We start from the raw sequence: 22,338 nt of genomic DNA on the forward strand, positions 1-22,338 counted from the left end.
GCGCGTCCGGCTCCGGGTGCCTCTCGGTGTGCCTGTGGCAGGCTCAGTCCTCGCTCGGGGCGGCCGGGAGCTTCGTCTGGATGAGGTCCATGACCGTCGAGTCCGCCAGCGTCGTGACGTCGCCGACCTGGCGGTTCTCCGCGACGTCTCGCAGCAGGCGCCGCATGATCTTGCCGGAGCGGGTCTTCGGCAGCTCCGAGACCGGCAGGATCCGCTTGGGCTTGGCGATCGGTCCGAGCGTGGCACCGACGTGGTTGCGCAGCTCGGCGACCAGGTCCTCGCTCTCCGCGGTGGTGCCGCGCAGGATCACGAAGGCCACGATGGCCTGCCCGGTCGTCTCGTCCGTCGCGCCGACCACGGCCGCCTCGGCGACCGAGGGGTGGGAGACGAGGGCCGACTCCACCTCGGTGGTGGAGATGTTGTGGCCGGAGACGAGCATCACGTCGTCGACGCGGCCGAGCAGCCAGATGTCGCCGTCGTCGTCCTTCTTGGCGCCGTCGCCCGCGAAGTACTTGCCCTCGAAACGCGACCAGTAGGTGTCGATGAACCGCTGGTCGTCGCCCCAGATGGTGCGCAGCATCGACGGCCACGGCTCGGTGAGCACCAGGTAGCCGCCTCCGCCGTTCGGCACCTCGTTGGCCTCGTCGTCGACGACGGTGGCGGAGATGCCGGGCAGCGGGCGCTGGGCGGAGCCCGGCTTGGCGTGGGTGACGCCCGGCAGCGGGGTGATCATCATCGCGCCGGTCTCGGTCTGCCACCAGGTGTCGACCACCGGGGTGGCGTCCGCGCCGATGTTCTTGCGGTACCAGATCCACGCCTCGGGGTTGATCGGCTCGCCGACCGAGCCGAGGACGCGCAGGGAGGACAGGTCGAACTTCGCGGGGATGTCGTCGCCCCACTTCATGAACGTCCGGATCGCGGTGGGCGCCGTGTACAGAATCGTCACGCCGTACTTCTGCACGATCTCCCAGAAGCGGCCCTGGTGCGGGGTGTCCGGGGTGCCCTCGTACATGACCTGGGTGGCGCCGTTGGCGAGCGGGCCGTAGACGATGTACGAGTGTCCGGTGACCCAGCCGACGTCGGCGGTGCACCAGAAGACGTCGGTCTCCGGCTTGAGGTCGAAGACCGCCCAGTGGGTGTACGCCGTCTGTGTGAGGTAGCCGCCGGAGGTGTGCAGGATGCCCTTGGGCTTCCCCGTCGTGCCGGACGTGTACAGGATGAACAGCGGGTGCTCGGCGTCGAACGCCTCGGGCGTGTGCTCGGCGGACTGCCCGTCGACGGTCTCGTGCCACCACTTGTCCCGGGAGTCGTCCCAGGCGACGTCCTGGCCGGTGCGGCGGACGACGAGCACGTGCTCGACGATCCCCGCGCGCTCGACGGCCTCGTCGACGGCCGGCTTGAGCGCGGACGGCTTGCCGCGCCGGTAGCCGCCGTCGGCGGTGATGACGACGCGGGCGTCGGCGTCCTGGATGCGGGTGGCCAGCGCGTCCGAGGAGAAGCCGCCGAAGACGACCGAGTGCGCGGCGCCGATGCGGGCGCAGGCCAGCATCGCGATCGCGGTCTCGGGGATCATCGGCATGTAGATGGCGACCCGGTCGCCCTTCTGCACGCCCAGCTCCAGCAGGGCGTTGGCGGCCTTGGAGACCTCGTCCTTGAGCTGGGCGTAGGTGAGGGCGCGGCTGTCGCCGGACTCGCCCTCGAAGTGGATGGCGACGCGGTCGCCGTTGCCGGCCTCCACGTGGCGGTCCACGCAGTTGTAGGCGACGTTCAGCGTGCCGTCCTTGAACCACTTGGCGAACGGCGGGTTCGACCAGTCGAGCGTCTCGGTCGGCTCCTTCGCCCAGGTCAGCCGGCGGGCCTGCTCGGCCCAGAAACCGAGCCTGTCAGCCTTGGCCTGTTCGTACGCCTCCGCCGTGACGTTGGCGTTCGCGGCCAGGTCGGCGGGGGGTGCGAACCTGCGTTCTTCCTTGAGCAGGTTGGAGAGGGAAGAAGTCTCGCTCATCGTCCCATCTCCTCCCTGAGCAGGTTGGCCAAGGATTCGTTGCTCACGACATCTCCCTTTCTCAGGGTTGTCCGTTGTGTCCCAGGCCACAGCTCATCAGACCCGGGGGGCCGATGACAAGGGTCGACGGGCAAATGGTTTAGACCTGTTCTGGTCGCCGCCTGCCTGCTGTGTCTCGTCCGTGGCTCTGTGGTCCGTGGTCACCCGTACCCACGGACGCCGACGGCGCGGGGTTCAGGGTGTGTAACGCCGCTCACACCCGCCCGCGCCGCGGCTCCCGGGACCGCTCGGACGGTCCTGCCGGGCGGTCAGGCGGTCAGGTTCGTCTCCCGCACCAGCTCGAACACGCTGCCTTCCGCGTCCTCGGACAGCAGGTACGACTGGGCCTCGCCCACGTGGAAGTACATGCCGTGCAGCTCCAGGTCTCCGGCGCCCAGCGCCCGGGCCACCGAGTCGTGGGCGCGCAGGTGCTCCAACTGCTGGACCACGTTGGCCAGGCACAGCCGCTCGGCCGTGTCGGCGGCCCCGCGTCCGGCCAGCCGGGGGCGGGCGCGACCGGCCCCACGCTTCTGCTCCTGCTCGTTCAAGTCCACGTCCACGTCTACGTCCGGCAGGGCGCGCTCCAGGCTGGGCAGCCCGTGCCGCAGCCACCGCTGGAGGGGCGTGTGCGCACCACCGGGTTCGGCGGCGAGCAGTGCCTGCATCGCCCCGCACCCGGAGTGCCCGCACACCGTGATGGAGCGCACCTTCAGTACGTCCACGGCGTACTCGATCGCCGCGGCCACCGAGTCGTCGCCGCTCTCCTCGCCGGGCAGCGGTACGAAGTTGCCGACGTTGCGCACCACGAACAGATCGCCGGGACCGCTGGAGGTGATCATCGATGTGACCACCCGCGAGTCTGCGCAGGTCAGGAAGAGCTGGGAGGGCTGCTGTCCCTCCCGGGCCAGCCGGGCCAGCTCACGGCGCATCAGTGGGCCGGTGTTGCGGTGGAACGCGCTGATGCCACGGGCGAGTTCGTGTCCGGTGGGCCCGTCGGGGGCGCCGGACCCGCCTGTTGCGCCTGTTGCGTCTCTCGTGCCGGGTGTGTTCGGGCCGGTCGCGGTGCCGAGGTTCCCGGCCGGGGATCCGTCGGTGGCCGACCGCCCGGCCGTGCCGCGTGGTGGGGCCGTCGGCGGGCGTTCGCACTGGTGGTTGCGCCAGGGCGTCCAAGGACGGCAGCGGCAGCCGTCCTCCTCGGCCGGTTCGGAGATCCGGGTGCCGGGCCGGCGGCCGGTGATGTCGACGGAGCCGCCCTGCGCGGTGTGCGTCTTCTGCCAGTCCTGCAGCGTCTCGTACGCCGCGTGGTCCATGAACGACCCGTCCAGCTCGACGACGGCGTCCGCTCCGTGGGGCACCTGGTGCAGGACCCGGCTGAGCCGCGGCACGGCGAGGAAGGTCAACTGGCCGCGTACATGGACGTGATGGACTCCCTCCGTCTCGTCATGAGTGATCCGGGTGCGGGTGAGCCGGTGCAGGGCGACGCCGACGGCGACGGCGATGCCCAGTGCGACGCCCTCCAGGACGCCGAGGAACACCACGCCGCAGGTGGTGACCGCGTAGACCAGCACCTCACGGTGGCGGGTCACCGTACGGATGTGGTTCAGCGACACCATCTTGAGGCCGACGGCCATGACCAGGGCGGCGAGCGAGGCGAGCGGGATGAGCTCCAGGGCCGGGACCATCAGCAGTGCGGCGATCACTACGAGAACGCCGTGCAGCATCGTGGAGTTCCGGCTGACGGCGCCCGCCGCCACGTTCGCGGAACTGCGCACGGCCACACCGGCGATGGGCAGTCCGCCGAGCGACCCGGAGACGATGTTGGCGGCTCCCTGACCGAGCAGTTCCCGGTCGAGGTCGGAGCGCTTGACGCGGCCGGTCAGGGAGGGTCGGGCGGCGACCAGTTTGTCGACGGCGACCGCGCCGAGCAGGGACTGCACGCTGCACACCAGCGTGGTGGTGAGGACAGCGGCGACGAGACCCAGTACCGGGCCGTCGGGCAGCGAGGCCAGGGCGTGGCTGCTCCAGGACGGCAGGTCGACCTTGGGCAGGCGAAGCCCGGTAAGGGCGGCGACCGCGGTGGCACCCGCGACGGCGATCAGGGCGGCGGGCAGCTTGCCCAGGGCCTGGCCCGCCCGGCCGGGGATGCGGGGCCAGAGCAGCAGCAGGGTGAGGGTCAGCACGCTCACGGCCAGGTCCGCCGGGTGGAGGTTCGCCAACTGGGCGGGCAGCGCGACCAGGTTGTCGGGCACGGAGCTCTGGGGGGTGCCGCCGAGGACGATGTGCAGCTGGGCGACGGCGATGGTGACGCCGATGCCGGCGAGCATGCCGTGCACGATGGCGGGGCTCACGGCGAGCGCCGAGCGTGCCACGCGCAGGCAGCCCAGCCCCAGCTGGGCGATCCCGGCGAAGACGGTGATGGCGCAGGTCGTACGCCACCCGTAGTGCTGGATGAGGTCGGCGGTGACCACGGTGAGCCCGGCGGCGGGGCCGCTGACCTGGAGTGGGCAGCCGCCGATCCGTCCGGCGACGATCCCGCCCACGGCGGCGGCGACGAGGCCGGCCTGGAGGGGGGCGCCGGTGGCGAGGGCGATGCCCAGGGAGAGGGGGAGGGCGATCAGGAAGACCGCGATCGCGGCCGAGACGTCGGCACCCGCGACGCGGAAGCGCCGGGGGCCGTGGGGCGGCGGGCTGTGGGGTGGGTGGACGTGCTTGGTCCGGGCCGAATCGGCGCGGGCGGGGACGCAGGCTGACATGTTCCCGTCTCCTGAGTATCCGTTCGATTACAGCGAGTAAATAGAGAGTAATTCAGAGTAAAGAAGAGGCATAGGTTTTTAGCGCGAACGGAGTAACGCCCCGCGCATTCGGGTGGAGCAGTTATTTCATCGGCTTGTCGTACTAATTCCTTCTCATTTCCGTGTCACCTTGACGGCGCTGACGGCACGGCCCGGCTCAGCACCCGACATCGCCTAGTCGGCGTTGGCCCGAGAGAAGGAAGAAGGTGGGCGGACATGGCCGCCACTCGCAGGATGGCCTCCCGCAAGACGGCCGCGCGCGCCGTGGTCGCCGCGGTCTGCGCCGCGTCGCTGGCCGGTTGCGCGATCGACAACGGCACCGGTTCCGGCGAAGGGACCCAAGGCCCGGGAAAAGAGAAGGGGAAGGCGGCACCGGCGCCCAAGAACGCGGTCCGGCTGATCGGTGACGGTTCCACCGCGTACACCGGGGCTCAGCCGCACCTGCCCCGGCCCGAACGTCTCAAGCCCGGTCAGAAGCCCCCGCAGTTCGTGGTGTTCTCGTGGGACGGCGCGGGTGAGGACAGCCAGAAGTTGTTCTCGCACTTCCGCGAAGTGGCCAAGGAGAACAACGCCACCATGACGTACTTCCTGAGCGGCGTGTACATGCTGCCGACCGAGAAGCGGGACCTGTACAACCCGCCCCAGCACTCCCCGGGCCGCTCCGACATCGGCTTCAACGACGAACAGGGCATCGCCGACACCGTCAAGCAGCTGCGGCTGGCGTGGCAGGAGGGCAACGAGATCGGCACCCACTTCAACGGGCACTTCTGCGGCGCCGGCGGTGGGGTCGGCGAGTGGTCCGTCGAGGAGTGGAAGGAGGAGATCAGCCAGGCCAAGCAGTTCGTGAAGACCTGGAAGACCAACACCGGGATGAAGAACGCGGCGCCCCTGCCCTTCGACTACGAGAAGGAGTTGATCGGCGCCCGCACTCCGTGCCTGGAGGGCCAGAAGAACTTCATGAAGGCGGCGAGCCAGATGGGCTTCCGCTACGACAGCAGCGGGGTGAACAACCAGGTCTGGCCGTCGAAGAAGGAGGGCCTGTGGGACCTGTCGATGCAGCTCGTGCCGTTCCCCGGCCACTCCTACGAGCAGCTCACCATGGACTACAACTACATGGTCAACCAGTCGGGCACCGCCACCCAGGGCGACCCCGCCAAGCGCGAGTTCTGGGGCGACCAGATGCGTGACAGCCTGCTGAAGGGCTTCGAGCGGGCCTACGACGGGAACCGCGCGCCGCTGATCATCGGCAACCACTTCGAGTCCTGGAACGGCGGCACCTACATGCGCGCCGTGGAGGAGGTCGTCGAGACGGTGTGCACCAAGGAGGAGGTGCGCTGCGTCTCCTTCCGGCAGCTCGCGGACTGGCTGGACGCCCAGGACCCCAAGGTCCTGAAGAAGCTGCGCACCCTCGGCGTCGGTGAGACTCCGAAGAAGGGCTGGGCGTCCTTCCTGTCGGCCGCGCCCGCACCGGCGCCCAAGGGTGTGCCCGGGGCGCCGGCCGCCAAGCAGTAGGGCCCGGCCGCCGGCCGCTCCGAGGCGTACGAGGTCGCGGGGGCCGGCGGGTCACGCGAGGGTGGCGACCTCCTCGCCGAGGACGAAACCGGGGTCGACCTGCGCCGCCAGGTCGTCCCCGGTGCGCTCGTTGCCCCAGCTGTGGGCGTTCTTCAGATGGAAGTGGACCATCTGCTGGGTGTAACGCGCCCAGTCCCGCAGCTCGTACGTCGCGTCGACGGCCGTGCGCAGCGTGCGCAGCGCCCGGCTGTTGGTCTCCTCCAGGAGCTCGAACCGTGGCGGGCGGCCCTTCTCCATGGCGCGCACCCAGTCCGAGTGCCCGACGGTGACCAGCAGGTCGTCCCCCACCTCGTCGTGCAGGAAGTCGAGGTCGTCCTGCCCCTGCACCTTGTTGCCGACGACCTTCAGGGTGACGCCGAAGTCGCGGGCGTACTCCTTGTACTGGCGGTAGACGGAGACCCCCTTGCGGGTCGGCTCGGCGACGAGGAACGTGATGTCGAAACGGGTGAACATGCCGGAGGCGAACGAGTCGGAGCCGGCGGTCATGTCCACCACGACGTACTCGTCACGCGCGTCGACCAGGTGGTTCAGGCACAGCTCCACGGCTCCGGTCTTGGAGTGGTAGCAGGCGACCCCCAGGTCGGCGTCCGTGAAAGGCCCGGTGACCATCAAACGGACGGTCCCGCCGTCGAGTTCCACCGGCCGGGCGCAGGCGTCGTAGACCGGGTTGTCCTCGCGCACGCGCAGCAGGCGCGAGCCCTCGCCGGGCGGCGTCGTTTTGATCATTTTCTCGGTGGAGGCGATGCGCGGGTTGGTGCCGCGCAGGTGGTCCTTGATCAGCGAAAGGTGCTCGCCCATCGCGGGCAGCCCGGCCGCCTCCGCGTCGTCGAGGCCCAGCGCTGCCCCCAGGTGCTGGTTGATGTCGGCGTCGATCGCGACGACGGGCGCGCCGGTGGCGGCGAGGTGGCGGACGAACAGGGAGGACAGGGTGGTCTTGCCGCTGCCGCCCTTCCCGACGAAAGCAATTTTCATGTTCACCAAGAGTAGTGGCTCGATAGCTGTACGTGGCACGGGAGGCGGGCCGGGGGTGAAGAAGACCACTCGTTCGTGGGGCACGGCGCCGGGTTGCGTAGGGTCTTACTCATGAGTACGACAGGCGCGAACGCCGATCCGCTCGCGGCCCTGGGCGCCCTGCCCGGTGTGGCCGAGTCCGTGGAGTCCGTACGCAAGGCCGTGGACCGTGTCTACGGCCACCGGATCATGCGGCGCCGCAGCAACGAGATCACCTCCGAGGCGGCACTGCGCGGCGCCCGGGGTTCGGCGGCACTGTCCGGGGCGGACTGGGCCCTGGAGGAGGTGCGCCGGCGGAGCGACTTCAGTGGCGACGTCGAGGCCCGCGCGGTGGGCGCCGCGTTGCGGCTGACCGCCGAGGCGGGGCAGCTGCTGTCCATCTGGCGACAGTCGCCGCTGCGCGTGCTGGCCCGGCTGCACCTGGTGGCGGCCGCGGACAACGCCGACCAGGTGGGGCGGCCCCGCCAGAACGGCGAGCCGGTGGACGAACCGCTCGTCGAGCTGCCGCTGCCCGACGCCCAGGAGGCGCACGGCCGCCTGGACGGGCTGGCCGCGCTGGTCGCGGCCGGCGGTTCCGCACCGGCGCTGGTGACGGCTGCGGTGGTGCACGGGGAACTGCTGGCGCTGCGCCCCTTCACCTCCGACAACGGCCTGGTCGCGCGCGCGGCGGAGCGCATCGTCCTGGTCGGCAGCGGACTGGACCCCAAGTCGGTGTGCCCGGCCGAGGTCGGTCACGCGGAGCTGGGGCGCGCGGCCTACCTGGCGGCGCTCGACGGCTATGTCTCCGGAACCCCGGAGGGCATGGCCGCCTGGATCGCCCATTGCGGCAAGGCGGTCGCCCTCGGTGCCCGCGAGTCGACGGCGGTGTGCGAGGCGCTCCAGCGCGGGGCGGCGTAGGGCCCGTGCGCGCCTGTCCGCGCTTGTTCGCCGGACAGGGGCCGGGGCAGACGCCACAGGAATGCGGCGGTACGAATGCTCGTACCGCCGCTGGCATGACCACCCGGTTACCAAGCGTCCTCGATATGTGCCCATCAGGCCGGGAACTTCGCCCGTGACCTGGTGCGGCTGGCCCGTAATCGACGGGTCGACGTCGCGTGGGTGCCCGGTGTCCATGCTCGGTCCGTTGGGCCATATGCGTGTTTAAGGTGATCCTTTCGGATGTCCTTGGTCTCGCGGGCCGTTGAGTCCTTTGTACTACCGGTCCCGAGTAAGCGGAAGTGCTCGCCGCACTTCTTTACTTTTGCGGTCATACGCGGGTGAAAGCGCTGATCCGGCCGACGGGGCGAACCGACGACCGATCGGCCCGAGGGCGCCGGTCAGGCCGCCGGGGACCGTCGTCGGCTCGCGTACCAGACGAGACCCGCGGTCGCCGCCGCGGCGCCTATCGCGGCGGCCGCGACGAGGGCGGGACGCGGGGGCACGGAGAATCCACCGATCCGCTGCTTGAGCCGCACCGGGCGATGGAAATCGAGAATCGGCCACTCGCGCGCGAGGGCTTCCCGGCGCAGCGCCCGGTCCGGGTTGACCGCGTGCGGGTGGCCGACGGCCTCCAGCATCGGCAGGTCGGTCGCCGAGTCGCTGTAGGCGTAGCAGCGGGACAGGTCGTACCCCTCGGACCCGGCCAGCTCCCGGATCGCCTCCGCCTTGGTCGGGCCGTACGCGTAGTACTCCACCTCTCCGGTGAAGCAGCCGTCCTCACCGACGATCATGCGGGTCGCCACCACCCGGTCGGCGCCGAGCAGCTCGCCGATCGGCTCGACCACCTCGGCGCCCGAGGTCGAGACGATCACGACGTCGCGACCGGCGGTGTGGTGCTCCTCGATCAGGGAGGCCGCCTCGTCGTAGATGATCGGGTCGATCAGGTCGTGCAGGGTCTCGGCGACGAGTTCCTTGACCAGCTGGACGTTCCACCCGCGGCACAGTGCGGAGAGGTACTCGCGCATCCGCTCCATCTGGTCGTGGTCGGCGCCGCCGGCGAGGAACACGAACTGGGCATATGCGGTACGCAGCACGGCCCTGCGGTTGATCAGCCCGCCTTGGTAGAACGACTTGCTGAACGTGAGCGTGCTCGACTTCGCAATGACCGTCTTGTCCAGGTCAAAGAAGGCCGCCGTGCGGGGCATGGAGTGAGACGCGGAGTGGGGCGAGGGGTGGTTTTCCACAACCCTGAGCATAGGCGCAGCCCATTCGGCGTAAGCTGTGGCGCGTGGGTTTGCCTGAGAGGGCTCTCGGGTACACCATGGAAGTCACGGATCGTTCGCGACCGTGCTAACCCGGTCCGACTCCTCCCCCCCCCGAGTCGGCCGTGGAGACGACCCCCGCTCTCCCCCCCGGCGGGGGTCGTCGCATGTCCGGGTGGGTTTTCCGCACTTCTTACGATCTGGGCCCCGTGCCGTTGCGGCGCGGGGCCCAGGCGTTGTCGCGACCACGGTCCGCTACACAGCGTAGCGACCGGACTGCTCTGCGGCATTCGCACGCGGGGTGGAGCGGAACCGGAGGAGGGTCACCGGTTCGAGTGAGTCGATATTCACAACCATCGAGTTGTCCACAGTTTTTGACCAAGATCCACACGATTTCCCGGATCGCTGCACCGTGATTCCCATGCGTCCGGGCCGTGCCGAGTTCCTTGGCCGGATCTGTTTGCCGGACGCGTGATGTGGGCCGCTCGTGCGGGGACCGCTTTCCGGTTCTTCACGCGGCCGCAAATCGCGGGGCCGCGGCGGCTGCGCGAGAGACCACGAGACACGGGGCGCGCCTGCGGTAGCCGCGCCGAAGGGGGAAAGACCATGACTGGAACGATCACGCACGACCCGCCGTCCGCCGCCGGAGGGCGACAGGGTGGACCCCTGATCGTCACCGAGGACACGGAGCTCCTCGACGACCTGCTGCGCCTGTGCGCGGCCGCGGGCGCCACGCCGGAGGTGCACCACTCGGTGCCCGTGACGCCTCCTTCGGCGCCTTCGGCACTGACGGCGGTGGCTTCCTCGGCGTCTCCCGCACCCGCGGCGGCCGGGAGGCGGACCGGATGGGAGACCGCGCCCCTGGTCCTCGTCGGGGACGACGCGGCGCGGCGGGTGCGGGGAGCGGTGCGGAGACGGGGAGTGGTCCTCGTGGGCCGCGATCAGGACGACTCGGGGATCTGGCAGCGGGCCGTCGAGATCGGCGCCGACCACGTCCTGATGCTGCCCGACGGTGAACAGTGGCTGGTCGACCGCATCGCCGACGTCGCCGAGGGCGTCGGCCGTCCGGCCCTCACCGTCGGCGTCATCGGCGGCCGGGGCGGCGCCGGAGCGTCCACACTGGCCTGCGCGCTCGCCGTCACCTCCGCGCGGGAGGGGTTGCGCAGTCTCCTGGTGGACGCCGATCCCCTGGGCGGCGGCCTCGACGTCCTGCTCGGCGGTGAGACGGCCGAGGGGCTGAGGTGGCCGGCGTTCGCGGCATCGCGAGGGCGGGTCGGCGGCGGTGCACTGGAGGAGTCGCTGCCCCAGTTGCATTCGCTGCGGGTGCTGAGCTGGGACCGGGGCGACTGCGTCGCGGTACCGCCGCAGGCCGTTCGAGCGGTGCTCGCGGCGGCCCGGCGAAGGGGCGGCACGGTCGTCGTCGACCTGCCTCGCCGGATCGACGACGGGGTCGCCGAGGTCCTCGCGCAACTCGACATCGGGCTCCTCGTCGTCCCCGCCGAGCTGCGGGCCGTCGCGGCGGCGGGCCGGGTGGCGGCGGCGGTGGGCATGGTGCTGCGCGACCTTCGGGTCGTGGTGCGCGGACCCTACGGCTCCGGACTCGACGACCGTGAGGTGGCCCGGTTGCTCGACCTTCCCCTGGCCGGCGAGGTGCCGGTGGAGTCCGGCCTGCTGCGGGCCACGGAGAGCAGACGCCCCCCGGGCACACCCGCCCGCGGCCCGCTGGCGCGCTTCTGCCGTGGGTTCTGGGAGCGGGCGCTGGCGGAGACGGACGGGCGGGGCGGGAGCGGTTCGTGAGGGGCGTGACCGGGTCGGTGGTGAGCGGTGGAAGGCGGGTCGGGATGGACGAGGTGGCGGCGGGAGCGCAGGGCGGGATTGCGGGGGCGGCTGGGGGAGCGGGGACGGGAGGCCGGTCGCTCGGGGCCCAGGGGACCCACGACGGACTGGACACGCGGGTGGCGCCGGGCTGGGTGATCCGTCAGCCCGCCAGGACGCCTACGGGATCGTTGTCGCCTGCCGATGGTGCTGGGCGCCGGGACTCCGGAGCATCGGGGGGCTCGGCGACCACGACATGGCTGGGCTCGGCGCCCGCTGGGCTGACGGGACCGGCTCCCGGGCCCGCGCCGGCACGGACGCAGGCGCAGGGCTCTCTGCGGTCTCCGGCGCCGGTCGCACAGAACGGCCTCGGCGCCGCGCCCGGCATGCTCGACGGTGTGCGGCGGTGGCTCGCCGAGAGCGGGGCGGAGCCGACGCCCGCGCGAGTGGCGCAGGCACTTCGGGAGCAGGGGCGGGTGCTCGGGGACGCCGAGATCCTCGGTGCCGCCGAACAGCTCAGGTCGGAACTGGTCGGCAGCGGACCACTCGAGCCGCTGCTCGCCGACCCCTCGGTGACCGACGTGCTGGTCTCCGCACCGGACCGGGTCTGGGTGGACCGGGGCGGCGGCCTGGAGCTGGCACCGGTCTCCTTCCCCGACGCGGCGGCGGTGCGGCGGCTCGCGCAGCGCCTCGCGACCGTCGCTGGGCGACGGCTCGACGACGCCCGGCCCTGGGTGGACGCCAGGCTGCCCGACGGCACCCGGCTGCACGCGGTGCTGCCACCGGTCGCCGTCGACTGCACCTGCCTCGCGCTGCGAGTGGTACGGCCGCGCGCCTTCACCCTCCGCGAGTTGGCTGCGGCGGGCACCGTGCCGCCCGGCGGTGACCGCGTGCTGCGCGCCCTGCTGCGGGCCCGGCTGTCCTTCCTCGTCAGCGGCGGTACCGGCAGTGGCAAGACGACGCTGCTCAGCGCCCTGCTCGGTCTGGTCGGACCGGACGAGCGCATCGTGCTGGCCGAGGACTCGGCGGAACTGCGACCCGACCATCCGCACGTCGTCCGTCTGGAGACGAGACCGGCCAATCAGGAGGGCGCCGGTCTGGTCACCCTGGAGGACCTGGTGCGCCAGGCGCTGCGCATGCGGCCGGACCGGCTGGTCGTGGGTGAGGTGCGGGGTCCCGAAGTGGTCCATCTGCTCGCCGCGTTGAACACGGGCCACGAGGGCGGGTGCGGAACGGTGCACGCCAATGCCGCCGCCGACGTACCGGCGCGGCTGGAGGCGCTCGGCACGACCGCGGGCCTGAACCGCGCGGCTCTGCACAGTCAGCTCGCGGCGGCCCTCTCGGTCGTCCTCCACCTGGTCCGCGACCGCGCGGGACGGCGCCGGATCGCCGAGGTGCACGTACTGGAGCGGGACCCCTCGGGGCTGGTGCGGACAGTGCCGGCGCTGCGATGGGGGACGGAGGCGTTCGTGGCCGAACGCGGCTGGCAGCGGCTGCGGGAGCTGTTGCGCGGTGCGGGGGTCGAAGAGCAGGCGGTCGGACGGGAGGCGGGGAGGTGATGAGCATGACGGTGGCCGGCACTCCGGTGACGGGCATGCCGGGGACGGGCGAGCTGTCGACGGGCGTGGTCCTGGTGTGCCTGGGCGCGGCCGTCTGGCTGGCAGGAGGGTGGCACTCAGGCGTACGGCGAGCGCGGACGGTCCTCGCCGAAGGCCGGACGCTCGCGCCCGGTGGGCCGAGTGGGACTGACGGTTCTGGTGGGTCTGACAGGCCTGGTGGGGCGTGCGCCGCCGGGCTGCCTGCGGCGGGTCGGACGACGGAGGAGTTGCGGCGTCTCAGGGGCCGCCTGAGGCCCGAGTGGTGGTCGCTGGCCGCCGGGCTGGTGCTGGCGATCCTGGGCACCTCGGTGCTGCCGGCCGTCGCGGGGGCGGCCGGAGTGCCGGTACTGCGGCGCGTGCGGCTGGCCGGTCGGGAGCGGCGGGCCAAGGAGCGCAGGCAGGACGCGGTGATCGCCCTGTGCGGGACGCTCGCCGGGGAGGTGCGGGCGGGGCGGCAACCGGGCGAGGCGCTCCTGTGCGCCGCACAGGACTCCGCCGGGCTCGGTGAGGCGCAGGCGGCGGTGCTCGCGGCGGCCCGGTTCGGCGGGGACGTCCCCGGCGCGCTGGCGTTGGCGGCCGGGCAGCCCGGCGCCGAGGGACTGCGCGGTCTCGCGGCGTGCTGGCGAGTCGCGGTCGACCAGGGCGCGGGGCTCGCGGCCGGTCTCGACCGGCTGGAGGGCGCGCTGCGTGCCGAGCGGGACCAGCGCTCGGACCTGCGCGCCCAACTGGCCGGCGCCCGGGCCACCGCCGTGATGCTCGCCGGCCTTCCGGTCCTGGGCCTGCTGCTCGGCGTCGCCCTCGGGTCCGACCCCCTGCACGTGCTGCTGCACACCGGTGCCGGGGTGGGCTGTCTGCTGGCCGGCGGGGCTCTGGAGAGCCTGGGCGTGTGGTGGGTGACGCGGATCGTGCGCGGAGCGGAGGCGACTTCGTGAACGGCGACTTTGTCCACAGGCTGGGGGCCGTGGTGGCGATGGTGCTGGTCGCCGGCCGACTGGCGCGCGGTCTTGGAACCGCGCGGCGGGGCCGGGCGCTGCGCAGGCGCCTCAGGGGCCTACTGGCACCGCAGTCGGCGCCGGTCCGCTCCGCCGGGCGACGCGCCGAAGCGCTGAGCACCCTGCGCCCGTGGCTGCCGCTGGCCGGCACGGTGGGCGCCGGCTGGGCCCTGGTCGGCGGTGCGGTCGGGGTCCTGGTGGGGCTGGTGGGCGCGGCCGCACTGTGGCGTTGGAGTGCCAGGCGTTCGGCCGCGGGCACGGAGGCGGCGCAGGTTGCTGCCGCGCAAGCCGCTCGCCAACTGCCTTTGGCGGCCGATCTGCTGGCGGCCTGCATCGCGGCGGGCGCGAGTCCGGTGGCGGCGGCGCGGGCGGTCGGCGAGGCCCTGGGCGGACCGGTCGGGGACGCGCTGGGGCGCGGTGCCGCGGAGGTGCGCCTCGGCGGCGAACCGGCAGGTGCCTGGCGGGGGTTGGCCGCCGTCCCGGGGGCCGTGCCGCTGGCGCGGCTGCTGGAGCGGGCCGAGGTGTCCGGCCTGCCCGCGGCGGGCCCGGTCGCCCGCCTGGCCGCCCAGGCCCGTGCCGACTGGGCCCGCACCACGACGGTCCGGGCCCGTCGAGCGGCCGTCATGGTCACCGCGCCGGTGGGGCTGTGCTTTCTGCCCGCGTTCATCGCGGTGGGCGTACTGCCGGTGGTCATCGGACTGGCCGGCGGGGTGCTGGGTCGCGGGGGAGGCGGTGGCTGACGGATCGGGGCGTCGGACGAGCAGCAGTCGAGCTACGGATGAGCAAGCGGGCAACGGAATCGAACCTTACGGGGGTTGCGATGTATCAGATGGTGCGGGAACGGCTGGGTGCCCTGGTGGGCGGAGTACTCGGGGCGGTGCGACGGCGGGCCGCGCGGCGGGACGCGGGAATGGTCACCTCCGAGTACGCGATGGGGATCGTCGCGGCGGTGGCCTTCGCCGTGGTTCTGTACAAGGTCGTCACGAGCGGCACGGTCAGTGCGGAGTTGCAGGGCATCGTGAAGGGGGCTCTCGATGCGCGGATGTGAAAGGGCGGTGAGAGACGGGACCCGGGTCCGCGGTGCGTCCGGACGCCGTCTGCGCGAAGCTCCGGCCGCCGGGGCGGGCACCGGGCCGGACAGCGGATTCGTGACGGCGGAGGCTGCCGTGGTGCTTCCCGTGCTGGTGGTGTTCGCGATGGCGCTCGTGTGGGGGCTGCTCGTGGTGGCCGCTCAGATCCAGTGCGTGGACGCGGCCCGGGCGGGGGCCCGTGCGGCGGCACGACAGGACCCGGAGGATGCGGTGGTGGAGCTCGCCCGTGCGGCGGCACCACGAGGAGCACGGGTCACGGTGCACCGGGAGGCGGGCCTGGTCCGTGTCGTCGTGGTGGCCGAGCCACCGGCTCTGCACGGACTGCCCTTCGAAGTACGGGAGGAGGCCGTGGCTTCGGCGGAGCAGACGGTGGGCACTGGGCCGACGGCGGCGGAACCGGTGGGGGTCGATCCGTGAGGGACCGAACTGGTGGGGGTCGATCCGTGAGGGGCCGAACCGGTGGGGGTCGATCCGCGAGGGCCGCAACCGGTGGGGGCCGGGCCGTGAGGGGCCGAACCGGTGGGGGTCGAGCCGTGAAGGACCGAACCGGTGGAGGCCGGGCCGTGAGGGCCGCAACCGGTGGAGGCCGACCCCCGGGGGACGCAACCGGTGAGGGCGGTGCCGTGAGGGACGGCGCCGGTGGGAGTCGGGCCATGAACGCCTCCGACCGGGGGTCGGCGACCGTGTGGAGCGTGGCCGCCATCGCCGTTCTGTGTTTCGTGTTCGGCATCGTGCTGGCCCTGGGGCAGGCCGTCGTGGCCCGGCACCGCGCGGCGGGCGGCGCCGATCTGGCGGCGCTCGCCGCGGCGGACGACTGGGCGCAGGGCGCCACCGCGGCGTGCGAGAGGGCGGGGCGGGTCGCGCGGGCGCAGGAGGTGCGGTTGGTGCGCTGCGTGCTCACCGGGCAGATCTCGGACGTGACGGCGGCGTCGGGCAGCGGGCCGTTCACGGCGGAGGTTAGGGCGAGGGCGGGCCCCGCCCCGCTCGAAACGCCCGCGCCCGCACCACCCCTGCCCTCTGCGCGGTCCCTCCCGCCTACCCCGCCTGCTGCGCCGGCCCCGCCTCCGCCGCCCCCCGCAGCAGCACCGTGAGGAGTCGTACCGCGCCCCGCTTGTGCAGCGGATCGTTGCCGTTGCCGCACTTGGGGGACTGGATGCAGGACGGACAGCCCGCGTCGCACTCGCAGGAGGCGATGGCCTCGCGGGTTGCGGTCAGCCAGTCGCGGGCCGTGTGGAAGGCCCGCTCGGCGAAGCCCGCGCCGCCGGGGTGGCCGTCGTACACGAAGACCGTCGGCAGCAGCGTGTCCGGGTGCAGGGGGACCGACACGCCGCCGATGTCCCAGCGGTCGCAGGTCGCGAACAGGGGCAGCATGCCGATCGAGGCGTGCTCGGCGGCGTGCAGGGCCCCGCCGAGGATCTCCGGGTTGATCCGGGCCGCGTCCAACTGGTCCTCGGTGACGGTCCACCACACCGCGCGGGTGCGCAGCGTACGAGGAGGGAGGTCGAGCTTCGTCTCGCCCAGGACCTCGCCGGTGATCAGGCGCCGGCGCAGGAAGGAGACCACCTGGTTGGTGACCTCGACGGAGCCGTAGCAGAGGCGCCCGTCGCCCCAGGGGACCTCGATGTCGGTCTCCAGCACCGAGATCGCCGTGGTGTCGCGGGCCACCGTCGAGTAGGCGGGGGTGGCCTGCTCGACCAGCGCGACGGAGTCCTCCAGGTCCAGGGAGCGGACGAGGTACGTGCGCCCCTGGTGGAGGTGCACGGCGCCCTCGTGGACGGTCGTGTGGGCGGCACCGGCGTCCACGGTGCCCAGCAGCCTGCCCGTGCCATCCTCGACGACCTGGACCGGACGTCCGCCCTCGCCCCGGATGTCCGTCAGGTCGGCGGCCCGCTCGCGGCGGGTCCAGTGCCAGGCCCGGGTCCGGCGGCGCAGCAGCTTCGCCGCCTCCAGTTGGGGCAGCAGTTCCTCGCAGGCGGGACCGAAGAGCTTCAGGTCCTCCTCGGTCAGGGGAAGTTCCGCCGCTGCCGCACACAGGTGGGGGGCGAGGACGTACGGGTTGTCCGGGTCGAGGACGGTGGACTCCACCGGCTGGTCGAAGAGGGCCTCCGGGTGGTGGACGAGGAAGGTGTCCAGCGGGTCGTCACGGGCCACCAGCACGGCCAGCGCCCCCTGCCCGGCCCGCCCTGCCCGGCCCGCCTGCTGCCACAGCGAGGCCCGTGTGCCCGGGTACCCGGCGATCACCACGGCGTCCAGACCGGAGATGTCGAGGCCGAGTTCGAGGGCGTTCGTCGCCGCGAGGCCGAGGAGGTCGCCGGAGTGCAGGGCGCGTTCCAGGGCACGGCGCTCCTCGGGGAGGTAACCGCCCCGGTACGCCGCCACCCGCCCGGCCAGGGAGCGGTCGACCTCGGCCAGACGCTCCTGGGCGATCACCGAGATCAGCTCCGCGCCACGCCGGGAGCGGACGAAGGTGATCGAGCGCATGCCCTGCACCGTGAGGTCGGTGAGCAGGTCGGCGGCTTCCGCGGTGGCCGTCCGGCGGACCGGTGCGCCCTTCTCGCCCTCCAGTTCGGTCAGCGGCGGTTCCCACAGAGCGAACACCAGTTCACCGCGGGGTGACGCGTCGTCGGCGACCTCGATCACCGGGAGCCCGGTGAGCCGGCGGGCCGCCACCGAGGGCTCGGCGGCGGTGGCGGAGGCGAGCAGGAACACCGGCGACGCGCCGTAGCGCGCACACAGTCTGCGCAGTCTGCGCAGCACCTGGGCGACGTGGGAGCCGAAGACGCCCCGGTAGGTGTGGCACTCGTCGATCACGACGTACTTCAGTGCCTTCAGGAACGACGACCAGCGGGGGTGGGAGGGCAGGATGCCGCGGTGCAGCATGTCCGGATTGGTCAGGACGTACGTTCCGTACTGGCGGATCCACTCGCGTTCCTCGAACGGAGTGTCGCCGTCGTAGACCGCGGCCCGCACGGAGGTTCCGAGAGGTTGTGAAAGTTCTTTCACCGACCGGCACTGGTCGGCCGCCAGCGCCTTGGTGGGGGCCAGGTAGAGGGTCGTGGCGCCGCGTCCGTTGGGCGCCTCGGAGCCGTCCACGAGGGCCGACAGGACCGGCACCAGATAGGCCAGGGACTTGCCCGACGCGGTGCCGGTGGCGACGACCACCGAGTCGCCGTCCAGGGCGTGCTCGGCCACGCGTGCCTGGTGGGCCCAGGGATGTTCGATGCCCGCGGCCCGTACCGCGGCCAGGACCTCCGGCCGAATCCGGTCCGGCCAGACGGCATGACGGCCCGCACGCGGGGGCAAGTGCTCCGTATGAGTGATGCGCGCAGCCCGGCTCGGTCCCGCGGCGAGCCGGTCCAGGAGCATGCCCGGTTCCGGCCGGGAGCCGGGCTCCGCCGGGGATCGATCGGGTCGGTGATTCTTGGCCATCGGCACCGAGTCTGTCACTGGCGTGACGGACAATGGGACCAAGGCGTCGTGCACGCCTGCCGGTAAGTGATTGAATGCCATCGCGGCTGGCGAACCGTCCTGGGGGCTTCAAGCCGAGGTGTCCCGAGGGACGACCGCTCGATAGCAAGGTGCTGGAGGATCCGTGGACCTGTCCCTGTCGACCCGTACCGTCGGCGATCGTACGGTCGTCGAGGTCGGTGGCGAAATTGACGTATACACCGCGCCCAAGCTGCGTGAGCAGCTGGTCGAGCTCGTGAACGACGGGAGTTTCCACCTCGTCGTCGACATGGAGGGCGTGGACTTCCTCGACTCCACAGGGCTCGGCGTGCTGGTGGGTGGACTGAAGCGGGTGCGTGCCCATGAGGGCTCGCTGCGGCTGGTCTGCAACCAGGAGCGCATTCTCAAGATCTTCCGTATCACCGGCCTCACCAAGGTGTTCCCCATTCACACCTCGGTCGAGGAAGCGGTGGCGGCCACCGACTGACGACCGGTTCCGGGCCTCTCGGGGCCCGGGACGCAAGTAGAACAAGGGGGGTCCGGGCTGGCGGCAGCCCGGACCCTCGAAAGCACGCCCGCAGTTCCGAGGGGGATGCATGGCCACCGTCGAACTCCGTTTCAGCGCGCTGCCCGAGCACGTCCGTACCGCCCGTCTGGTGGCGGCCGCGGTGGCGCGCAGGGCCGGAGTGGACGAGGCCGTCCTCGACGAGGTCAGGCTCGCCGTCGGCGAGGCCTGTACCCGGGCCGTGGGCCTGCATCAGCACGTCGGCATCACGGCGCCGGTCAAGGTGTCGCTGATCGAGGAGGAGAAGCAGTTCTCCATCGAGGTCGGTGACGAGGCGCCGCACGCGGTCCCCGGGGTCAAGACCTCGGGGGACGCCGTCGACGAGCTGGAGGCCGAGGAGGACGAGATGGGCCTCGCGGTGATCAGCGGACTCGTGGACGACGTGGAGGTCTCGGCGGGCGAGGACGGCGGACTGATCCGCATGACCTGGCCCACCGCGTCGGCGGTGCTGCCACCGATCTGACCCCCCGCGTCACCCCCGCCCGACCCCCGCATTCACCCATGTGTCACCCGGAGGGCCCCACCTGGTGGGGCCCTTTGCCATGGGCGGACATACATTGGTGCCGTGCGGACGTTAAGTGAATTCATTCACGATCAATGGCATGGGAAATTGATCACCAAGCTGTTCGTGAAACGGATCATCGAGCGGATCACGGAATTAATGCCGGAGGGCCATTACTACTTCCGGTGCCCTTGTGGTTGACAGGGTAATTCCTTTTGTCGTGCACTGTTTTGATCGGCTTCCGGTACCTACAATCCCGTCCACATCTTGAGCTCAGCCCAAGCGTCAAGGAGGACGAATGGCGGAGCTTCCTACCTCTCATCTCGCGGCTGCCGTGCTGACCGACGGAAACCGCGCGCTGGTCGCGGTCATCGCGGTCGTCGCGCTGGCAGCGCTGGTGCTCGCGGGTGTCCTGGTGCGCCAGGTGCTCGCGGCGGGCGAGGGAACCGACAGCATGAAGAAGATCGCGGCGGCCGTCCAGGAAGGCGCGAACGCGTACCTGGCCCGGCAGTTGCGCACGCTCGGCGTATTCGCCGTCGTCGTGTTCTTCCTGCTCATGCTGCTGCCCGCGGACGACTGGAATCAACGTGCCGGACGTTCGATCTTCTTCCTGATCGGCGCGGCCTTCTCGGCGGCCACCGGCTATATCGGCATGTGGCTCGCCGTGCGCAGCAATGTGCGCGTCGCCGCGGCGGCCCGGGAAGCGACACCGGCCCCCGGCGAACCGGAAAAGGATCTCGCTCTCGTCTCGCACAAAGCGACGAAGATCGCGTTTCGCACGGGCGGCGTCGTCGGCATGTTCACGGTGGGCCTGGGCCTGCTGGGCGCCTGCTGCGTGGTGCTGGTGTACGCGGCCGACGCGCCGAAGGTCCTGGAGGGCTTCGGCCTCGGTGCCGCGCTGATCGCGATGTTCATGCGCGTCGGCGGCGGCATCTTCACCAAGGCCGCCGACGTCGGCGCCGACCTGGTCGGCAAGGTCGAACAGGGCATCCCGGAGGACGATCCGCGCAACGCCGCGACCATCGCCGACAACGTGGGCGACAACGTCGGCGACTGCGCGGGCATGGCGGCCGACCTCTTCGAGTCGTACGCCGTCACCCTGGTGGCCGCGCTGATCCTCGGCAAGGTGGCGTTCGGCGACTCCGGGCTGGCGTTCCCGCTGCTGGTCCCGGCGATCGGCGTGCTCACGGCCATGGTCGGCATCTTCGCGGTGGCGCCCCGGCGCTCCGACCGCAGCGGCATGAGCGCGATCAACCGGGGCTTCTTCATCTCCGCGGTGATCTCGCTGGTGCTGGTGGCGGTCGCCGTCTTCGTCTACCTGCCGGGCAAGTACGCCGACCTCGACGGTGTCACCGACGCGGCGATCGCGGGCAAGAGCGGCGACCCGCGGATCCTCGCGCTGGTCGCCGTCGCGATCGGCATCGTGCTCGCCGCCCTGATCCAGCAGCTCACCGGATACTTCACCGAGACCACCAGGCGCCCGGTCAAGGACATCGGCAAGTCCTCGCTCACCGGGCCCGCCACCGTCGTCCTCGCCGGGATCTCGCTCGGTCTCGAATCCGCCGTCTACACCGCCCTGTTGATCGGCCTCGGCGTCTACGGGGCCTTCCTGCTCGGCGGTACGTCGATCATGCTGGCGCTGTTCGCGGTGGCGCTGGCCGGCACCGGTCTGCTCACCACGGTCGGTGTGATCGTCGCCATGGACACCTTCGGGCCGGTCTCCGACAACGCGCAGGGCATCGCCGAGATGTCCGGCGACGTCGAGGGCGCCGGCGCCCAGGTGCTCACCGACCTGGACGCCGTCGGCAACACCACCAAGGCCATCACCAAGGGCATCGCCATCGCCACCGCCGTACTGGCCGCCGCGGCCCTCTTCGGGTCGTACCGCGACGCCATCACCACCGGCGCGGCGGACGTGGGCGAGAAACTCAGCGGCGAGGGCGCGCCGATGACTTTGATGATGGACATCTCACAGCCCAACAACCTCGTCGGGCTCATCGCCGGTGCGGCGGTCGTCTTCCTCTTCTCGGGGCTGGCGATCAACGCGGTGTCGCGGTCGGCGGGCGCGGTGGTCTACGAGGTGCGGCGGCAGTTCCGGGAACGGCCCGGAATCATGGACTACAGCGAGAAACCCGAGTACGGCAAGGTCGTCGACATCTGCACCAGGGACGCCCTGCGGGAGCTCGCCACGCCCGGACTGCTCGCCGTGATGGCGCCCATCTTCATCGGGTTCACGCTCGGCGTCGGCGCGCTCGGCGCGTTCCTGGCGGGCGCGATCGGCGCCGGGACGCTGATGGCGGTGTTCCTCGCCAACTCCGGTGGTTCCTGGGACAACGCCAAGAAACTCGTCGAGGACGGCCACCACGGCGGCAAGGGCAGCGAGGCCCATGCCGCCACCGTGATCGGCGACACGGTAGGCGACCCGTTCAAGGACACCGCGGGTCCGGCGATCAACCCGCTGCTGAAGGTCATGAACCTGGTGGCGCTGCTCATCGCGCCGGCGGTCATCAAGTTCTCCTACGGAGCCGACAAGAGCGTGGTCGTGCGGGTGCTGATCGCGGTCGTCGCGTTCGCCGTCATCGCGGCGGCCGTCTACGTGTCCAAGCGGCGCGGGATCGCCATGGGCGACGAGGACGACGCCGACCCGGAACCCAAGTCGGCCGATCCGGCCGTGGTTTCGTAGCCCCGCCCTCCGGACCACCGCACGGATTCGGTCCGGACCTCGCTCAAGG

Annotated in this window: 17 protein-coding genes; 12 read left to right on the forward strand and 5 right to left on the reverse strand. The window is 71.7% G+C overall.

The features are described from left to right. Positions 1–43 precede the first annotated feature (43 nt). Positions 44–2,002, reverse strand: a complete 1,959-nt coding sequence (gene acs, locus R2E43_RS20765; protein ID WP_121710314.1) for an acetate--CoA ligase — start codon at positions 2,000–2,002, stop codon at positions 44–46. A 308-nt stretch (positions 2,003–2,310) separates the two neighbouring features. Beyond that, on the reverse strand, positions 2,311–4,794 hold the full coding sequence (locus tag R2E43_RS20770) for a SulP family inorganic anion transporter (protein WP_332056448.1): 2,484 nt from the start codon (positions 4,792–4,794) through the stop codon (positions 2,311–2,313). 255 nt (positions 4,795–5,049) lie between these two features. Between R2E43_RS20770 and R2E43_RS20775 the strand changes: the two genes are divergently transcribed. Next, positions 5,050–6,345 (forward strand): polysaccharide deacetylase family protein, encoded by a 1,296-nt coding sequence (locus R2E43_RS20775; RefSeq protein WP_011029086.1) that lies wholly within the window; start codon positions 5,050–5,052, stop codon positions 6,343–6,345. A 51-nt stretch (positions 6,346–6,396) separates the two neighbouring features. Here R2E43_RS20775 and R2E43_RS20780 read toward each other — a convergent pair whose 3' ends face one another. Continuing rightward, positions 6,397–7,377, reverse strand: a complete 981-nt coding sequence (locus R2E43_RS20780; RefSeq protein ID WP_016326561.1) for an ATP-binding protein — start codon at positions 7,375–7,377, stop codon at positions 6,397–6,399. A gap of 111 nt (positions 7,378–7,488) precedes the next feature. Here R2E43_RS20780 and R2E43_RS20785 point away from each other — a divergent pair, with 111 nt between their 5' ends. Continuing rightward, positions 7,489–8,313, forward strand: a complete 825-nt coding sequence (locus R2E43_RS20785) for a Fic family protein (protein ID WP_003975377.1) — start codon at positions 7,489–7,491, stop codon at positions 8,311–8,313. Positions 8,314–8,732: 419 nt separating this feature from the next. Here the strand turns inward: R2E43_RS20785 and R2E43_RS20790 are convergent, their stop codons facing one another. Next, the gene (locus R2E43_RS20790; RefSeq protein ID WP_161270110.1) at positions 8,733–9,590 is read right to left on the reverse strand and encodes an HAD family hydrolase; all 858 of its coding nucleotides are present in this window, start codon (positions 9,588–9,590) and stop codon (positions 8,733–8,735) included. Positions 9,591–10,202: 612 nt separating this feature from the next. Here R2E43_RS20790 and ssd point away from each other — a divergent pair. The 7 genes from ssd (at position 10,203) to R2E43_RS20825 (ending at position 16,183) form a co-directional block, all read left to right on the forward strand. Beyond that, on the forward strand, positions 10,203–11,393 hold the full coding sequence (gene ssd / locus R2E43_RS20795) for a septum site-determining protein Ssd (protein ID WP_003975379.1): 1,191 nt from the start codon (positions 10,203–10,205) through the stop codon (positions 11,391–11,393). Between the two features lie 404 nt (positions 11,394–11,797). After that, on the forward strand, positions 11,798–12,970 hold the full coding sequence (locus tag R2E43_RS20800; RefSeq protein WP_037897599.1) for a TadA family conjugal transfer-associated ATPase: 1,173 nt from the start codon (positions 11,798–11,800) through the stop codon (positions 12,968–12,970). A gap of 35 nt (positions 12,971–13,005) precedes the next feature. Beyond that, positions 13,006–13,941, forward strand: a complete 936-nt coding sequence (locus R2E43_RS20805; RefSeq protein WP_030867821.1) for a type II secretion system F family protein — start codon at positions 13,006–13,008, stop codon at positions 13,939–13,941. Next, entirely contained in the window at positions 13,938–14,741 is an 804-nt protein-coding gene (locus R2E43_RS20810; RefSeq protein WP_332056449.1) for a type II secretion system F family protein, read from the forward strand. The genes R2E43_RS20805 and R2E43_RS20810 overlap by 4 nt, the downstream gene beginning before the upstream one ends. An 80-nt stretch (positions 14,742–14,821) precedes the next feature. Continuing rightward, positions 14,822–15,049: a DUF4244 domain-containing protein gene (locus R2E43_RS20815; RefSeq protein ID WP_003975383.1), complete on the forward strand. Its 228-nt coding sequence runs from the start codon at positions 14,822–14,824 to the stop codon at positions 15,047–15,049. A 7-nt stretch (positions 15,050–15,056) separates the two neighbouring features. Further along, positions 15,057–15,509 (forward strand): TadE family type IV pilus minor pilin, encoded by a 453-nt coding sequence (locus tag R2E43_RS20820; RefSeq protein ID WP_003975384.1) that lies wholly within the window; start codon positions 15,057–15,059, stop codon positions 15,507–15,509. Positions 15,510–15,745: 236 nt separating this feature from the next. Further along, entirely contained in the window at positions 15,746–16,183 is a 438-nt protein-coding gene (locus R2E43_RS20825) for an Rv3654c family TadE-like protein (protein ID WP_161270109.1), read from the forward strand. Here the strand turns inward: R2E43_RS20825 and R2E43_RS20830 are convergent. Then, positions 16,128–18,602: a DEAD/DEAH box helicase gene (locus R2E43_RS20830; protein WP_332056450.1), complete on the reverse strand. Its 2,475-nt coding sequence runs from the start codon at positions 18,600–18,602 to the stop codon at positions 16,128–16,130. The two genes, R2E43_RS20825 and R2E43_RS20830, sit on opposite strands and share 56 nt — an antisense overlap. A gap of 82 nt (positions 18,603–18,684) precedes the next feature. Between R2E43_RS20830 and bldG the strand changes: the two genes are divergently transcribed. From bldG to R2E43_RS20845, 3 genes are all read left to right on the forward strand, one after another. Continuing rightward, positions 18,685–19,026, forward strand: a complete 342-nt coding sequence (bldG, locus tag R2E43_RS20835; RefSeq protein WP_003975386.1) for an anti-sigma factor antagonist BldG — start codon at positions 18,685–18,687, stop codon at positions 19,024–19,026. Between the two features lie 109 nt (positions 19,027–19,135). After that, positions 19,136–19,567 carry an ATP-binding protein gene (locus R2E43_RS20840; RefSeq protein WP_003975387.1) on the forward strand — a complete coding sequence of 144 codons (432 nt, stop codon included), beginning with the start codon at positions 19,136–19,138 and terminating at the stop codon, positions 19,565–19,567. A 337-nt stretch (positions 19,568–19,904) separates the two neighbouring features. Continuing rightward, positions 19,905–22,289, forward strand: coding sequence for a sodium-translocating pyrophosphatase (locus R2E43_RS20845; protein ID WP_003975388.1), 2,385 nt, complete (start codon positions 19,905–19,907; stop codon positions 22,287–22,289). Positions 22,290–22,338: the final 49 nt, after the last annotated feature.

It is taken from the genome of Streptomyces violaceoruber, from assembly GCF_033406955.1.
Classification (GTDB): domain Bacteria; phylum Actinomycetota; class Actinomycetes; order Streptomycetales; family Streptomycetaceae; genus Streptomyces; species Streptomyces violaceoruber.

Coding starts and splice junctions, on each gene's coding strand:
- R2E43_RS20780 (WP_016326561.1), bottom strand. CDS start 7,377: ATGAAAATTGCTTTCGTCGGGAAGGGCGGCAGCGGCAAGACCACCCTG.
- R2E43_RS20845 (WP_003975388.1), top strand. CDS start 19,905: ATGGCGGAGCTTCCTACCTCTCATCTCGCGGCTGCCGTGCTGACCGAC.
- R2E43_RS20825 (WP_161270109.1), top strand. CDS start 15,746: ATGAACGCCTCCGACCGGGGGTCGGCGACCGTGTGGAGCGTGGCCGCC.
- R2E43_RS20815 (WP_003975383.1), top strand. CDS start 14,822: ATGTATCAGATGGTGCGGGAACGGCTGGGTGCCCTGGTGGGCGGAGTA.
- ssd (WP_003975379.1), top strand. CDS start 10,203: ATGACTGGAACGATCACGCACGACCCGCCGTCCGCCGCCGGAGGGCGA.
- acs (WP_121710314.1), bottom strand. CDS start 2,002: ATGAGCGAGACTTCTTCCCTCTCCAACCTGCTCAAGGAAGAACGCAGG.
- R2E43_RS20805 (WP_030867821.1), top strand. CDS start 13,006: ATGCCGGGGACGGGCGAGCTGTCGACGGGCGTGGTCCTGGTGTGCCTG.
- R2E43_RS20830 (WP_332056450.1), bottom strand. CDS start 18,602: ATGGCATTCAATCACTTACCGGCAGGCGTGCACGACGCCTTGGTCCCA.
- R2E43_RS20785 (WP_003975377.1), top strand. CDS start 7,489: ATGAGTACGACAGGCGCGAACGCCGATCCGCTCGCGGCCCTGGGCGCC.
- R2E43_RS20840 (WP_003975387.1), top strand. CDS start 19,136: ATGGCCACCGTCGAACTCCGTTTCAGCGCGCTGCCCGAGCACGTCCGT.
- R2E43_RS20800 (WP_037897599.1), top strand. CDS start 11,798: ATGCTCGACGGTGTGCGGCGGTGGCTCGCCGAGAGCGGGGCGGAGCCG.
- R2E43_RS20770 (WP_332056448.1), bottom strand. CDS start 4,794: ATGTCAGCCTGCGTCCCCGCCCGCGCCGATTCGGCCCGGACCAAGCAC.
- R2E43_RS20790 (WP_161270110.1), bottom strand. CDS start 9,590: ATGCTCAGGGTTGTGGAAAACCACCCCTCGCCCCACTCCGCGTCTCAC.
- R2E43_RS20775 (WP_011029086.1), top strand. CDS start 5,050: ATGGCCGCCACTCGCAGGATGGCCTCCCGCAAGACGGCCGCGCGCGCC.